The following is a 15,677-nucleotide window of genomic DNA, read 5'->3' as shown; positions in this document are numbered from 1 at the left end:
TGGGAATATGTGACATAATATGTCCTTATTTAATTATCTCTCATTTAGCAAATAAGATTTAAAGTTGATATAATAAGGAAGAGATTATAGTACAGAAGAAAAGAAAGGATGTACTTATGTTAAACAAAGATGACATCTTAAAAGATTTAAAATCCTTAATACCTGAAGATATTATTAAAGTCGATGAGCCTTTAAAACGTTATACATATACTGAAACTGGCGGTAACGCTGATTTCTATTTATCTCCTACCAAAAATGAGCATGTTCAAACTATTGTACGCTATGCTCAAGAGAAAGATATCCCCGTAACGTATTTAGGAAACGGTTCTAATATCATTATTCGTGAGGGCGGTATTCGTGGAATAGTCATTAGCTTATTATCACTTGATCATATTAATGTCTCTGATAATGCAATTATCGCTGGTAGCGGTGCGGCTATTATCGATGTGTCACGTGCTGCAAGAGACCACGTACTAACTGGATTAGAATTTGCTTGTGGTATTCCAGGTTCAGTTGGTGGCGCTGTTTATATGAATGCAGGCGCATACGGTGGCGAAGTGAAAGATTGTATCGACTACGCTTTATGTGTGAATGAACATGGAGACTTATTACAACTTACTAATCAAGAATTAGAATTAGATTATCGTAATAGTATCGTTCAAAGAAAACATCTTGTAGTCCTTGAAGCTGCATTTAGTTTAGCTCCTGGCAAATTAGATGAAATTCAAGCTACTATGGATGATTTAACAGAACGTCGTGAAACTAAACAACCACTTGAATACCCTTCTTGTGGTAGTGTATTCCAGAGACCTCCTGGTCACTTCGCTGGTAAATTAATACAAGACTCAGATTTACAAGGATATCGTATCGGTGGTGTAGAAGTTTCAAAAAAACATGCTGGTTTTATGGTTAATGTAGATAATGGAACTGCTACAGATTACGAAGATTTAATTCATCATGTTCAAAATGTTGTAAAAGAAAAATTTGATGTCGAACTTCACCGAGAAGTAAGAATTATCGGCGACCATCCAGAAGAATAATTTAAATTATTCTTTTTCAAAGTAAGGAGACGATATATAATGCCTCATGTATATGGTTCACTTGTAGATGAAGAAACACGTTGTGTGCATTATCATACATTCTTGGATGTCGTAGCGATTAAATTTAAGTGTTGCGATAAATATTATCCTTGCTATCAATGTCATAATGAACATGAATCTCATGCCATTAAACGATGGCCGGAAAAAGAATTTCAAACCAAAGCTATTATGTGTGGCGTGTGTAAACATGAACTGTCCATACAAGATTATATGATGACTGAGGTTTGTCCAAATTGTAACGCTCATTTTAATACCCGTTGCAAATTCCACTATCATTTATACTTTGAATTATGAAAATAAGGGAGTGGGACAGAAATTAAATAAATTTCGTCGTCTAACCCTAGCTTGCTTTATTAGTGGAATTTCTTAATGAAATTCTCTGTGCTGGGGCCCCGCTCCCCGGCAAGGATGACTAGATTTGAAAAAAGCTTAATTGAAGCGCATTTTCAAACCAGTCAGCTACTGCCAATATATTAGTAAAGGCTGAGACATTTTATTTTGTCTCAGCCTCTTTAATTTTTTTTATTTTACTTTATCTAATACTTTATTTAATTCATCAATTTGTTTTATAGTTGTAGATGTTGATCCCGCACTGAAGTACCATAATCTAGGATCTAATTCAAAAACATTACTAGCTTTAATCGCTTTTACATCTTTAATAACATTATTGGCCAGTGTTTGTTTCGCAGATGATTTACCACTTACTACTTGTCCTCTATCCATTGCTAAGATGATATCTGGATCTTTATTAGTGATATATTCATTACTAATATTTTGACCATGCGGACTCGCTTTAACATGTTTATCTGCAGGTTTAAAACCTAACGTATCAAATACTAAATCACCGAAACGTCCCCCAGGACCAAATGTAGATAATTCACCTTCATTTACTAATAGATACATGGTAGACTTATCAGCTTTTTGGGCTCTAGCTTTTGTATCTGCAATTTTTTTATCTAACTCATCCTTTAATGCTTTAGCTTTATCTTCTTTACCATATATTTTACCTAAGTTAGTTGTTACTCTTCTCATATCATCAAGATAATTTTTTTCAGTTGAACCAACGTAAAGGATAGCAGCATTAGGAACAGCTTTTTTCAATTCATCAATATTTTTTTGGGTAGCTGTTCTATTAGAAATATAAATGACATCAGGTTTGGCTTTAGCGACTTTATCAAAGTTAATTTGAATCATGTTACCTGTATTGATATATTTGTCATCTTTAAATTCACTTAGAAAATTAGGGAGTGTAGAAATTTTTTCACCTTTAGGTAAACCTTTAATTTGGTCTTGGACACCAAATGCTTTTAAAATATCAACAGCGCCATAATCAAAAACTATTGCACGCTTAGGATTTTTAGGTACTTCCACTGTTTCTTTGACTACCTTAGCATCACTACCATCTTTTTTCTCTCCACGCGTTTTGTAATTATTCTCTATTTTAACTGTTTGTTTACTATCATTATTTTTAGATTCGTTATTCTTACTATCAGAATCTTTGCCACATGCTGTTAATACTAAGACAAAACTTAATAATATAAATAAAATCAACTTCTTCATAGATGTAAAACCCCTTCGATGTATATTAATGATAATGATTATCAATATCATTAATAATATATTACTTTATTATAAAGTGTTTAGCAATATATTATTTTGAAGTTTTCTATAACAAAAAAGCTTCGTCTTTAATGACGAAGCCTCTTCTAACTAGTATTATTTATCCACTACTTTTTCTAATTCTTCAATTTGTTTAACAGTTGTTGTTGAAGAACCTGAAGCGAAGTACCATAATTTAGGATCTAATTCATATACTTCATTATTTTTAATAGCGTTCACATTCTTAATGACATTATTTTTTAAGACTTGTTTAGTAGTTGATTTGCCACCAACAACTGAACCACGGTCCATTGCTAAAATAACATCTGGATTTTGTTTAGTGATATATTCATTATTAACATTTTGACCGTGTGGACTATCGCTTACATTTTTATCAGCTGGTTTAAATCCTAATGTATTAAATACTAAATCACCAAAACGTCCATTTGGTCCGTAAGTAGATAATTCACCTTCATTTACTAATAAATACATTACTTTTTTATTAAAGTCTTTAGTTTTGTCTTTCATCTCAGAGATTTTCTCATCTAAATCTTTGTTAATTTCTTTTGCTTTATCTTCTTTATCATAGATTTTTCCTAAGTTCTCTGTATTTTTCTTCATATCGTCAACTAAATTTTTGTCTTCTGTACCAACATAGACAATTTTAGCGTTTGGTGCAGCTTTTTTGAATTCATCTAGATTTTTTTGATTAGCTGTTCTTCCAGAAATAAAGATAACTTCAGGTTTCGCCTCTGCAATTTTATCAAAATTAACCTCTTTTAAATTACCTGTATTTATGTACTTATCATCTTTAAATTCATCTAAGAATTTAGGTAAAGACTGATTGTTTTCACCTTTAGGTAAGCCTTTAACTTTATCTGCTACACCCATCTCTTTTAATACATCTAGTGCGCCATAATCTAATACGACAGCGTTTTTAGGATTTTTAGGAACTTTAACAGTATTAGATACTTTTTTCGCATCACTACCGTCTTCTTCTTTACCGCTTGCTTCAAAGTTATTTTTGATTGTTACTGTTTCTTTTGAGTCATTATTCTCACTCTTAGAATTGGAATCATTATTTTTTGATCCATTACTACAAGCAGATAAAACTAAAACTAATGATAATAATAAAAATAAGACTGTTTTTTTCATTTATACAATACGACTCCTTCATAAAATTTAACCTTAATGCTGAGTTATCTATAGACTTCTCTCTGATTTAACGTCTTCGATCGCATCACCCCTTTAAATATTGAGGTTAAACTTTACTTATTAAATTGAATCGAATGTTACTTCATCATAATATAGACAAATACGTTGTCCTCTTATCTCTTCTATATGAACATCCATTTCGTATAATTCTTTTAGAATATCTGATTGAATAACATTATCTTTAGTATCTGCTTTAATAATTTCCCCATCTTTAAGCGCGATAATATCATCTGAGTAGCAAGACGCAAAGTTAATATCATGTAGTACTATAATAATTGTCTTATCTAGTTCGCGACATAATGCGCGTAGTGTTTGCATGATTTGTACCGAATGCTTCATATCTAAATTATTTAACGGTTCATCAAGTAGGATATAATCTGTATCCTGTGCAATCGTCATAGCAATATAAGCACGTTGACGTTGTCCCCCTGATAAAGTTTTTATGTTTCTATCTCTGATTTCTTTAAGTTGTAAAAGATCTAAAGCATATTCAACTTTTTCATAGTCTTCTTTTTTCATTCGGCCTTTAGAATATGGAAAGCGACCGAAATTAACTAATTGTTCAACAGTAATATTCATTTCAGTATGATTTGTTTGTTTTAAAATACTTAACTTCTTGGCTAAATCGTCACTTTTATAATCTAAGACAGACTTGTCTTCTATTGTAATCGTCCCTTTTTCATACTCAAATAAACGACTGATTGCAGACAATAACGTACTCTTTCCAGCACCATTAGGCCCTATTAAAGAAGTAAGTCTTCCTTTTTTAATATCAACGTTAATATCTTTTAAAATAGGCTTATTTTGTATTGATTTATCGAGATTTTGAATTTGAATCAATTTGCACTTCTCCTTTTAACCAGTAAGTAAATAAAGTAACTACCACCGACTAAGTCCACAATTAAACTGAATTCTGAGGTAGCTTCGAACAGATTTTCAACTACCCATTGCGCTATAAATAAACTAATCCAACTAAATAAAATCGTCGCTGGTAAAATATATTTATGTTCATACGTTTTCATAAATTCATGTGCTAAATTAACTGTTAATAAACCAAGGAATGTTACAGGTCCTATTAATGCAGTCGAGATAGATACAAGTAAAGCCACCATAATGAGTAAAATACGTGTCATCTTATCATAAGAAACACCTAAATTAATTGCTTGCGCCTTACCTAATAAAAGCACGTCTAAATATGGGCGAAGTATAATAGTAATGATAATTAAAATAATTAATAAAATTCCTGATACTACGACCAAATTAGAATTGGCTGCTTCAAAACTAGCAAACATCGCACTTTGAACTGCGAGGAAAGAGTCTGGATTCATTATGAGTTGAAGAAAACTCGTGATACTACGGAAAAACGTTCCCAGTATCACACCTACTAATAAGATGAAATAAACTGAAAAGTTACCGAGCTTAAATATTCCTTGAAATAACAATAATGAAAATAAAACCATCGCAACCAAGGTAATTAAAAAATTTAAATAAACATTAGTAACAATAGTGGCTTGTTCACTTAATAAAAAGACTGGCAATACTTTAACAAATAGATATACTGAATCAAGCCCCATAATGGAAGGTGTTAACAATCTATTAGTAGTGATGGCTTGGAAGATAACCACTGATGTTCCTATCGCTCCACCAACTAATAAAATTAAAATAAATTTTTTCAACCGACTTTGAAATTGATATTCAAATATTTCGAAATCTAAACCTACCAATAAGTAAAAAATTGCCATACAAATCGCTATAACAGTTAATATGACTATTTTTTTGTTAGAACTAATTTGCATAATTTTTCCTACCTTTCATTAGCAAGATTAGGAAAATAATTGTGCCAAATACACCTATCGTTAAACCGATATTAATTTCATAAGGATAAACAATCAATCTTCCGATGATATCAGCAATTAAAACAAAAATCGCACCTAACATAAGCGTATGTGGCAATGCGTTTTTCAAATGATCACCTCTATAAATAGAGATAATATTTGGTACAATTAACCCTAAAAATGGTAAAGTCCCTACTGTTACTACAACTAAAGCTGTTAAGGTTGCGGTAATAAATAAAGCGATATTAATGATTTTTTCATAACTTACCCCTAAATTATGACTAAAGTCTTTTCCCATACCTGCAATAGTAAAATGATTAGCAAAAATAAAAGCTAAAATAAGTAAAGGCACTGTAAGATATAGAACCTCATAACGGCCACTTGTTATAATCGCAAAGTTACCAGTTAGCCAGTTTCCTATACTTTGTAATGCATTCGTTCTTAAAGCTATAAATGTAGTAAAACTTGATACAATGCCGCCAACCATAATACCTAAAAGTGGAACAAAAATGACTTCTTTAACTCGAATAAAATTAATTAATCGAACAAATAAAAATGTTCCTATTAAACTTAAAGCAACTGCAAATAACAATTTAATTAAAATATGACCACTTGGGAAAAAGATGAGTGAAATTAAAATACCTAATTTCGCCCATTCCATCGTTCCAGCCGTGGTAGGACTTACAAATTTGTTTTGCATCATCTGTTGCATAATTAAACCTGCTAAAGCAAGTGAGCTTCCTGAAAGAAGGATACTAACTGTTCGAGGAATTCGACTTGAAACCAAGATGTTCTTTTGTTCATCATTTAAATGGAAAATATCTGTGAGAGAGAGCTGACTCACTCCTACAAATAAGGAGACAATAGTTAAAACCACTAATAAAATAAGTAAAATATATCCCTTAAATAAAAATTTCATTAGCTATTCCCCTTACTAAATATGTATAGAAAATCATTTATTATTATGTGGATGATAATGATTATCATTAATACTAATATTAAAGATAGTGAGAATTAATTTCAATAGCTTTTCTTAATTTTTAATTTGTTACGCAAAAACTTTTATAGCATACTCTATTTAATCGCTAATATTTTTATTAATAACGTTTTCCTATACTAAAAAAGCGACTTCGATATATTAAAATCGAAATCGCTTCATATTATGCTTATTAATTATCAAAAATGAAATCCTCATCTTGTAATGCTTCTACATTTAACGCTAATGTGTAGCCATCACCTTTAACTGAGAAGAAATCATGGTTTTTAGTAGATGTATCTAAGGCATTTTCAATAATTGGGTTAAATTCTTTTTCCTCAAAATAAGGATCAAAGCCGAGATTAGATAAAGCTTTATTCCCATTATATTGCACATAGTTAAGCACATCTTCACTTAAACCGATATCATCATATAACATATGTGTATAAGATACTTCATTATTATATAAGTCATCTAACAGTTTATACATTTCTTTATCGGCTCTTTGTTTTTCATTCTCAGAAAGTTCATTTCGTAAACTTTGAGCATCTAGACCAGTGAAAACACCGTGAATAGATTCATCTAATAAAATCTTTCTGATAATCTCACCAGAAGTAGTCATTTTACCCTGTCCCGCAAGATATAAAGGATAATAGAAGCCAGAGTAGAATAAAAATGTTTCTAAGAAAACACTTGAAACTCTTGCGATATATTGATCATAAATAGATGCTTCTTTGCCCCATAATTTATGATAATTCTCGATAATTTTGTCAGATTTATATTTTAAATGAGGCTCTTCAATTACCCAAGTATCTAATAAATAGTTTGTTTCACTAGATGGAAGTAACGTTGTAAAGATATGTGAATAACTTTTAGCGTGAATTTGTTCCATCATTGCCATGAATGAATATACCGCTTTTTTACGCAAATCTGTTGTATGTAACATGATTAATGGCATACCATCATCTGCTTGATGTGTATCCAAACCTGTTAATCCTGCCAATGCACGCTTAAATGTATTCTTTTCATCTTCTGTTAGTGTCTTCCAACTCGCAATATCTTTTGATACCTTAAATTCAGTTTCCACCCACATTTGTGAGATATTTTGACGCCAAAACATGTTCGTCATATCTTCTTGAGTATTCCAATTGACGGCCTTCATTTAATAAATCCTCCTCTTTTATATCACATAGCTAAATTACATTTTTAAGAGGAAAAGGTACAAATTTTCTAGAACATGAGATACTTATACCTTCTCCTCTTTATCTATATAATCAATATCTAGTTATTGAACTGTTGATTAAATTGCACAACTTGTACATTCTTCTACACTTAATAATTTATTACGAGTGTAGTATAGAGATTTAAGACCTTTGTGATGTGCATAAACATATAATCTAGATAATTCACGTGTTGAAATTTCAGAATTAACATATAAGATAGTTGAAATTCCTTGGTCTACGTGTGTTTGAATTGTAGCGATTAAATCGATTAATTTCATTTGGTCAGTATTGAATGCTGATTTATAGTACCACATTGTTTCTGGTGATAGGAATGGCATTGGATAAAATGTTTCAGCATTACCATAAGTACGTCGTTCAATTTGATCAACGATTGGCATTACAGAGCTTGTAGCATTTTGCACATATGAAATACTTTGTGTTGGTGCAATAGCAAGTCTATAAGCATGATATAAACCGTATTGTTGTACTTGTTCTTTTAATGCTTTCCAGTCTGAAGCAGTAGGAATATCTAAATCTTCAAACAAGCGTTGTACTTTCTCAAATTGAGGCGTGATATCTTCTTTAGTGTAGAAATCGAAATATTTACCACTCGCATAATCTGATTTATCAAAATCCTGGTATGATTCTCCGCGTTCTTTAGCGATTTCCATTGATCGCTCAATAGAATAATAATTCATCATCATAAAGAAAACATTGGCGAAATCTTTTGCTTCTTCAGATTCATAACCAATTTTATTTTTAGCTAAATAACCATGTAAATTCATTACACCTAAACCAACTGAATGTAATTCACTATTAGCTTTTCTTACACCTGGTGCATTTTGGATATTCGCTTCATCACTAACTACTGTTAAAGCATCCATACCTGTGTGTACAGAATCTCTAAATTTACCTGTTTCCATTACGTTTACAATATTTAATGAACCTAAGTTACATGAAATATCACGTTTAATTTCATCTTCAATACCATAGTCATTGATAACTGAAGTTTCTTGTAATTGGAAGATTTCCGTACATAGATTACTCATTTTAATTTGACCGATGTTTGAGTTAGCATGCACTTTATTAGCATTGTCTTTAAACATTAGATATGGATAACCAGATTGTAATTGTGTTTGAGCAATCATATTTAACATTTCACGCGCATCTTTTTTCTTTTTAACGATATTAGGATTAGCTACCATCTCATCGTAATATTTCTCTAAATCAATATCATCAAGCGTCACACCATATTCTTGTTTTACAGTATGTGGTGCGAACATATAGAACTCTTTACCTTCTTTAGCAAGATCAAAGAATTTAGATGGTACGATTAAGCCAGTTGAAATTGTAGATAAACGTAAATCTTCATCTGCATTTACTTTTTTAGTATCTAAGAATTCCTCCACATCGTAATGGAAGATGTTTAAGTAAACTGCACCTGCTCCAGGACGTTGGCCTAATTGGTCGGCATAGCTAAAGCCACCTTCTAATGCTTTAGCAACTGGTAATACACCTTTAGCAACGCCTTTAATACCTTTAATGGCTTCACCACGTGCACGTAATTTAGATAAGTTGATTGCTACACCGCCACCAATCTTACTTAATTGTTTAGCAGTTGAATCGATAAAGTTAATTGAATTTAAACTATCATCGACTTCTAATAAGAAACATGAAACCAATTCACCACGACGAGCACGTCCAGCATTTAAGAAAGTAGGTGTAGCTGGTTGATAGCGTTGTTCAATCATCGCTAAAATAAATTGTTTAGCTTGTTGTTTGTTGCCTGCAGCTAAATATAAGGCAACAATAGCAACGTGTTGATTATAATCTTCTAAGTATTGAGATTTATCATTTGTTTTAAGTGCATAGTCTTTATAGAATTTGCTTGCTGACATGTAACTAGCAAATTCGAAATTAATCGACTTAGCAAATTCAGTAATTTCTACTAAATCTTCTTCGCTATATTGTTCAAAGACATTAAAATAAAAATTATTGTCTACTAAATAATGCAAACGCTCTATTTCACTATCAAAGTATATTGTTTTATCGTGAATTTCTTCTAAATATACTTTTAATGCTTCTTGATCTTTTTCTAAATCAAAGAAACCATTATCTTTACGTTTTGTCACTTCATTATTTAGCTCAATATGATTGTACTTTTTCTCGTCCATAATTTTCATTGAAATGCCCCACCTTATCTTTAAATTCAATAACATCTTTATTTGTGCCTTGTACTTCAAATTTCATTAACAAAGGTACATCGTAAGATTCCGAAATTGTGCGTCCTGCTTTGGCGAAGTTCTGTCCCCAATTACGATTACCACTGGCAGCAACTGCACGTAAATAGTGATGATTTACTTCTAAAAATGACTGTACTTCTTGAGGTACTTCCCCAAATCCAATTGTTCCAGTAACTAAAATATAAGGCTCTTCAATATTGTCCTTACAATTCTCTTTAGTTATTTCCATTACATCTGTAAGTTCACTACGTTTAATAAATCGTCGTACATTTCCAGAAAATGAGAAATAAACTACTTTCATTGGAACACCCTCTTTCGTCAATCTAGATAATGAATTAAAAAGAAGTTCTCTTAAATAAATAAGAAAACTTCAGACTGCAAATAAATCTTTTCAGTCTTTCCATTTTAAATTACTAAGTTGATAAACTCAAAATTTCTTATTATGTATAAGAAACTTATCGTAAACAACAACTAAATATATTTTACGAGTTCCACTTTTCTTTTAAGTTAATGATTTAGTAGTCAAATCTGACTTTCATTGTTTAACCACTACATATTGTGTTTAAACTCAATCATCTTTATAATGATTTTATTTCGCTCGTACGGATTTATAGTATGATTTTTCAAGAAAAAGCACATAAAACAGTGTGATATTTCTATTAAAATGAACAATTCATATAATGCTTTTATTTTCTTCAAACACAACATGTTGTGTTTGATTTCTAAAATCAATACTATATTCTGTGTTTCATTATACCGAATCGCATTAGTAATTAAAAGCCAAGATTTAGTGACAAAAGTTCGGGAAAACGTTTCAAAGTGCATTACACCAACTTAAATTCAGTAAAAATTTTTATTTTCATTTTCTGAGGGTTTTCGCTTGATTTTTTATCGATAATTTTAAACATTGAGTTATCAACGTTCTTGAGAATGAAATTTTAATGTATACAACAAATTTTGCGCAATACTTCACAAATTCTCAATCATTAAAACTAAAAACACGAATGAAACATATAAATTTAGAGCAGAATGATATCTTATTTCTACAAAAAGAACATATGTTCGTGTTTTCATTATATTATGCTCTTATAACGTTTGCAAGTGCTTATGCAATTTTAAAAGAATTATGCTACTATATATACGTTAATTTTTAAATAAATGAGGCGATAAACCTTGAATCCAAAAGTTAAAGGAATTATTGCTATTTTAATTTCTGCAGTTGGTTTTAGTTTCATGTCAGTATTTTTTAGACTGGCAGGAGATTTACCAGTCTTTCAAAAATCTTTAGCTAGAAATTTTGTAGCAATGTTTATTCCATTATTTTTTATTTTTAAATATAAACAGCCAATGTTCGGTAAGCTAAGTAGTCAACCTCTTCTAATTTCTCGTTCAACATTAGGACTCATTGGCGTTTTATTAAATATTTTTGCCATTGATCACATGGTGCTAAGTGATGCAGATACATTAATGAAACTGAATCCTTTTTGGACGATATTATTAAGTTTAATTTTTCTAAATGAAAAGGTTCGCAAGTATCAAATTGTCGCAATGATTGTAGCTATTTTTGGTATGTTGTTTATAGTTAAACCTGAATTTTCATCTACAATGATTACGTCACTAGCTGGCCTATTTTCAGGTATTTTTGCAGCATCTGCATACACTTGTGTCCGAGCATTAAGTACTAGAGAAGCACCATATACTATTGTGTTTTATTTTTCACTATTTTCAGTAGTTGTATTAATTCCATTTTCAATTGCAACGTTTGAGCCTATGACGACTATACAAATGGTTTACCTTTTAGGTGCTGGCCTTTCTGCAGCAGTTGGTCAAATCGGAATAACATTAGCGTATAGTTTCGCTCCTGCAAAAGATATTTCAATTTTTACTTATGCTTCCATTATCTTTACAGCATTATTCGGTTTTATTCTTTTTGGAGAAACACCAGACTTTTACGCTGTTATTGGTTATGTCATTATTATCGGTGCTAGCTACTATATGTTTGAAAAGGCGCGTCGCCAAAAGGTTTTACCTGAGCAACAAACTAATACTAAGGAGTGAGTCATTTGACTAAAGGACGTCAAAAAGATGAATTACAAGACATTACATTATTAGGTAATCAAAATAATAAATATGAATTTGACTATACACCAGAAGTGCTTGAAACATTTGATAACAAACATCAAGGACGTGACTACTTCGTAAAATTCAATTGTCCAGAATTCACATCATTATGTCCTATCACAGGACAACCAGATTTTGCTACGATTTATATTTCATATATTCCAAATGTAAAAATGGTAGAGTCTAAATCATTAAAATTATATTTATTTAGTTTCAGAAATCACGGAGATTTCCACGAAGATTGTATGAATATTATTATGAATGATTTAATCGAATTAATGGATCCGCACTATATTGAAGTATGGGGCAAATTCACTCCACGTGGTGGTATTTCAATCGATCCATATACAAACTATGGTCGCCCAAATTCGAAATATGAAAAAATGGCGGAACATCGTTTAATGAATCACGATATGTATCCTGAAAAAGTAGATAATCGTTAAATTTTGTAAATCTTCCACTAAATTGTTCGACAATTTAGTGGAATTTTTTTATTTTTGAGACATTTTCTTTAAATTTACTATTGCCTATTAGTGAATTAAAGCGTATTTTATTAATATCATTTAAAATTCTATAAGAATAAGACTATTCACGTTGAGAAAACTTATTCTTAATATTTTATTTAGTATCAATTAATTGACTGAAAATTCTAAAAATTTTTATTTTTTAAGAAATTCTATTCGATATTATATATATTATTTAGAAAAATTTTAGTCATTAAGGGAAAGAAAGGATTGGGATACTTATGGCAACAAACACTTCCCATGAACAAGCAGTTCAAAGCATACCTCAGAAAGGATTCTTCGGTCACCCTAGAGGATTAGGCGTACTTTTCTTTGTAGAATTTTGGGAAAGATTTAGTTACTATGGCATGCGTGCAATGCTTATTTTCTACATGTATTTCGCACTTAAAGATGGCGGATTAGGTATAGATCAAACGACTGCTATGTCTATTATGTCTGTTTACGGCGCACTTATTTATATGTCTTCGATTCCAGGGGCATGGATTGCGGATAGACTTACAGGAACACGTGGTGCCACATTGATTGGTGCTGTATTAATTATCATTGGACATATTTGTTTAAGCTTACCATTCGCAATGTTTGGCTTATTCTCTTCAATGTTCTTTATCATTATTGGTTCAGGTTTAATGAAACCTAATATTTCAAATATTGTTGGTCGTTTATACCCTGAAAATGACACACGTATGGATGCAGGTTTTGTTATCTTCTATATGTCAGTTAACTTAGGTGCATTAATTTCACCTATCGTACTTCAACATTTTATTGATATCAAAAACTTCCATGCTGGATTCTTAATTGCAGCCATTGGTATGGCACTAGGTTTAGTATGGTACATGCTTTTCAATAGAAAAAATTTAGGTACAGTGGGTATGAAACCAACTAACCCACTATCAGCAGAAGAAAAAAGAAAATACGGCTTAATCGTTGGTATCGTTGTAGCAATTATCGTCATCATATTATTAGTTACATACTTTACTCAAACATTAACATTCGATTTAATCAGTAATACAGTACTTGTACTTGGTATTGCATTACCAATCATCTACTTCACAACAATGATTCGCAGTAAAGACGTTACAGATGTAGAACGTTCTCGTGTTAAAGCGTTCATTCCATTATTTATCTTAGGTATGTTGTTCTGGGCAATTCAAGAACAAGGATCTAACGTGTTAAACATATATGGTTTAGAACGTTCTGATATGCAAATGAACTTATTTGGCTGGAAAACAAAATTCGGTGAAGCTTGGTTCCAATCAATTAACCCACTCTTCATCTTATTATTTGCACCAGTTATTTCAACAATTTGGTTGAAAATGGGTAAACGCCAACCTAGTCTACCAGTTAAATTTGGTATTGGTACATTATTAGCCGGTGCTTCATACATCTTAATGGGTGTTATTGGTATGAGCTATGGTAATACTCACTTCTCAGTAAACTGGGTTATTCTATCATATGTTGTATGTGTAGTCGGCGAACTATGCTTATCACCTACTGGTAATAGTGCTGCCGTTAAATTAGCCCCTAAAGCGTTTAACGCTCAAATGATGAGTATTTGGTTATTAACAAATGCATCAGCACAAGCACTTAACGGTACATTAGTTAAATTAATTGAACCTTTAGGTCAAACAAACTACTTTATTTTCTTAGGTACTGTAGCTATTGTGATTACAATTATTATTCTAGCCTTCACACCTAAGATTTCTAAAGCGATGAAAGGTATTCATTAATTCAATTTATTGCAGTAAAATTAAATTAGTTATTCGTGAGGTTGAAACAAGAGATGTGTTTCAACCTTCTTTTATATATGAATTACTTTTCTTCATTTTCAAAAGATGTAATTAGCATATATATAATTAGGGTATTAGTATATAATTGAAGTTTTAAGACGAAAGTAGGCATTTATATGACTCAAAAATTTAATCATGGCGTACTATTCTACCATGAACATAGTGGCCTAAAAGATATATACGAAGGTTTAGGAGCAGTAACGAAATCTCTAACTAAACTTTGTAAACACTTATCTATTCAATTAAGTGAAAACGAAGGCGATATTATTAAATATTGCGAACAAATTAAAACACATGCTTATAGCGATGATGTAGATATTGTATTTATATTAGGTGGAGATGGCACGGTGAATGAACTGGTCAATGGTGTGATGGCTAATGACCTTAATATTCCAATGGGTATCATCCCTGGAGGCACATTTAATGACTTCACTAAAACATTAAATCTAGATGCTGATTATGAAAAAGCGAGTGAACAATTAGTTGATGCTCATCTTGAAACATATGATGTCATGAAAGTGAATGGCACGTACGTACTAAACTTTGTTGGATTAGGCTTAATCGTGCAAAATGCCGAAAATGTTCAAGAAGGCCGTAAAGATATCTTTGGCAAATTAAGCTATATTGGTTCAACAGTTAAAACACTAATGAATCCCGAACATTTTGACTTTAAGTTAACGGTGGATGGAGAAGAACATACTGGTAATACTTCTATGCTTGTTATTGCCAATGGACCTAATATTGGAGGCGGACGTATTCCACTGACAGACCTTTCTCCTCAAGATGGGAAAGTAAATAGCTTCATATTCGATAAACAAAGCTTTAGCATCCTAAATGATGTCTTTAAGAAAAGAGATAGTATGACTTGGAATGAAATTACGCAAGGTATCGATCATATTCCAGGCTCTCATATCACTTTATCAACGGAACCTACAATGAAAGTTGATATCGATGGAGAAATTAATTTAGAAACTCCTATTGAAATCGATGTATTGCCTCAAGCACTTCAAATTCTTACTTGCTCTGACGATGAAAATAACAAATAACTGATTAA

The 15,677-nt window shown here is 31.3% G+C and carries 14 protein-coding genes; 6 read left to right on the top strand and 8 right to left on the bottom strand.

The window, feature by feature from the left end; translation table 11 throughout:
• Positions 1-116 precede the first annotated feature (116 nt).
• Both murB and E2558_RS00725 read left to right on the top strand, forming a co-directional pair.
• Entirely contained in the window at positions 117-1,040 is a 924-nt protein-coding gene (gene murB, locus E2558_RS00730; RefSeq protein ID WP_126565098.1) for a UDP-N-acetylmuramate dehydrogenase, read from the top strand.
• Between the two features lie 39 nt (positions 1,041-1,079).
• Positions 1,080-1,394 carry a CHY zinc finger protein gene (locus E2558_RS00725; protein ID WP_126565097.1) on the top strand — a complete coding sequence of 105 codons (315 nt, stop codon included), beginning with the start codon at positions 1,080-1,082 and terminating at the stop codon, positions 1,392-1,394.
• Between the two features lie 228 nt (positions 1,395-1,622).
• Here E2558_RS00725 and E2558_RS00720 read toward each other — a convergent pair whose 3' ends face one another.
• The 8 genes from E2558_RS00720 to nrdI all read right to left on the bottom strand — a co-directional run bounded on the left by E2558_RS00720 (position 1,623) and on the right by nrdI (position 10,492).
• Positions 1,623-2,660: a ferrated catecholamine ABC transporter substrate-binding lipoprotein SstD gene (locus E2558_RS00720; RefSeq protein WP_126565096.1), complete on the bottom strand. Its 1,038-nt coding sequence runs from the start codon at positions 2,658-2,660 to the stop codon at positions 1,623-1,625.
• A gap of 156 nt (positions 2,661-2,816) precedes the next feature.
• Positions 2,817-3,854 carry a ferrated catecholamine ABC transporter substrate-binding lipoprotein SstD gene (locus E2558_RS00715; protein ID WP_126565095.1) on the bottom strand — a complete coding sequence of 346 codons (1,038 nt, stop codon included), beginning with the start codon at positions 3,852-3,854 and terminating at the stop codon, positions 2,817-2,819.
• Between the two features lie 120 nt (positions 3,855-3,974).
• Entirely contained in the window at positions 3,975-4,754 is a 780-nt protein-coding gene (locus tag E2558_RS00710; protein ID WP_126565094.1) for an iron ABC transporter ATP-binding protein, read from the bottom strand.
• A complete protein-coding gene (locus tag E2558_RS00705) occupies positions 4,751-5,710 on the bottom strand; it encodes an iron chelate uptake ABC transporter family permease subunit (RefSeq protein ID WP_126565093.1) in 960 nt (319 codons plus the stop codon). Before E2558_RS00705 ends, E2558_RS00710 begins: the two co-directional genes overlap by 4 nt.
• On the bottom strand, positions 5,700-6,668 hold the full coding sequence (locus E2558_RS00700; protein ID WP_126565092.1) for an ABC transporter permease: 969 nt from the start codon (positions 6,666-6,668) through the stop codon (positions 5,700-5,702). Before E2558_RS00700 ends, E2558_RS00705 begins: the two co-directional genes overlap by 11 nt.
• A 250-nt stretch (positions 6,669-6,918) precedes the next feature.
• Positions 6,919-7,887, bottom strand: coding sequence for a class 1b ribonucleoside-diphosphate reductase subunit beta (nrdF, locus tag E2558_RS00695; RefSeq protein ID WP_126565091.1), 969 nt, complete (start codon positions 7,885-7,887; stop codon positions 6,919-6,921).
• A 138-nt stretch (positions 7,888-8,025) separates the two neighbouring features.
• The gene (gene nrdE, locus E2558_RS00690; RefSeq protein WP_126565090.1) at positions 8,026-10,131 is read right to left on the bottom strand and encodes a class 1b ribonucleoside-diphosphate reductase subunit alpha; all 2,106 of its coding nucleotides are present in this window, start codon (positions 10,129-10,131) and stop codon (positions 8,026-8,028) included.
• Positions 10,094-10,492, bottom strand: coding sequence for a class Ib ribonucleoside-diphosphate reductase assembly flavoprotein NrdI (gene nrdI, locus E2558_RS00685; RefSeq protein WP_126565089.1), 399 nt, complete (start codon positions 10,490-10,492; stop codon positions 10,094-10,096). The genes nrdE and nrdI overlap by 38 nt, the downstream gene beginning before the upstream one ends.
• A gap of 872 nt (positions 10,493-11,364) precedes the next feature.
• Between nrdI and E2558_RS00680 the strand changes: the two genes are divergently transcribed.
• The 4 genes from E2558_RS00680 to E2558_RS00665 all read left to right on the top strand — a co-directional run bounded on the left by E2558_RS00680 (position 11,365) and on the right by E2558_RS00665 (position 15,669).
• On the top strand, positions 11,365-12,249 hold the full coding sequence (locus tag E2558_RS00680; protein WP_126565088.1) for a DMT family transporter: 885 nt from the start codon (positions 11,365-11,367) through the stop codon (positions 12,247-12,249).
• A gap of 5 nt (positions 12,250-12,254) precedes the next feature.
• Complete coding sequence (gene queF, locus E2558_RS00675; RefSeq protein WP_126565087.1) at positions 12,255-12,755, top strand: preQ(1) synthase; 501 nt, start codon at positions 12,255-12,257, stop codon at positions 12,753-12,755.
• 302 nt (positions 12,756-13,057) lie between these two features.
• Positions 13,058-14,563 (top strand): S-Cys-Gly-3M3SH uptake peptide MFS transporter, encoded by a 1,506-nt coding sequence (locus E2558_RS00670; RefSeq protein ID WP_126565086.1) that lies wholly within the window; start codon positions 13,058-13,060, stop codon positions 14,561-14,563.
• A gap of 176 nt (positions 14,564-14,739) precedes the next feature.
• Positions 14,740-15,669, top strand: coding sequence for a diacylglycerol/lipid kinase family protein (locus E2558_RS00665; RefSeq protein WP_126565085.1), 930 nt, complete (start codon positions 14,740-14,742; stop codon positions 15,667-15,669).
• Positions 15,670-15,677: the final 8 nt, after the last annotated feature.

This window comes from Staphylococcus pragensis (assembly GCF_004785665.1).
Lineage (GTDB): Bacteria > Bacillota > Bacilli > Staphylococcales > Staphylococcaceae > Staphylococcus > Staphylococcus pragensis.
The sequence above is the reverse complement of the archived record's forward strand: the minus strand, read 5'-3'. Positions and strand labels throughout refer to the sequence as shown.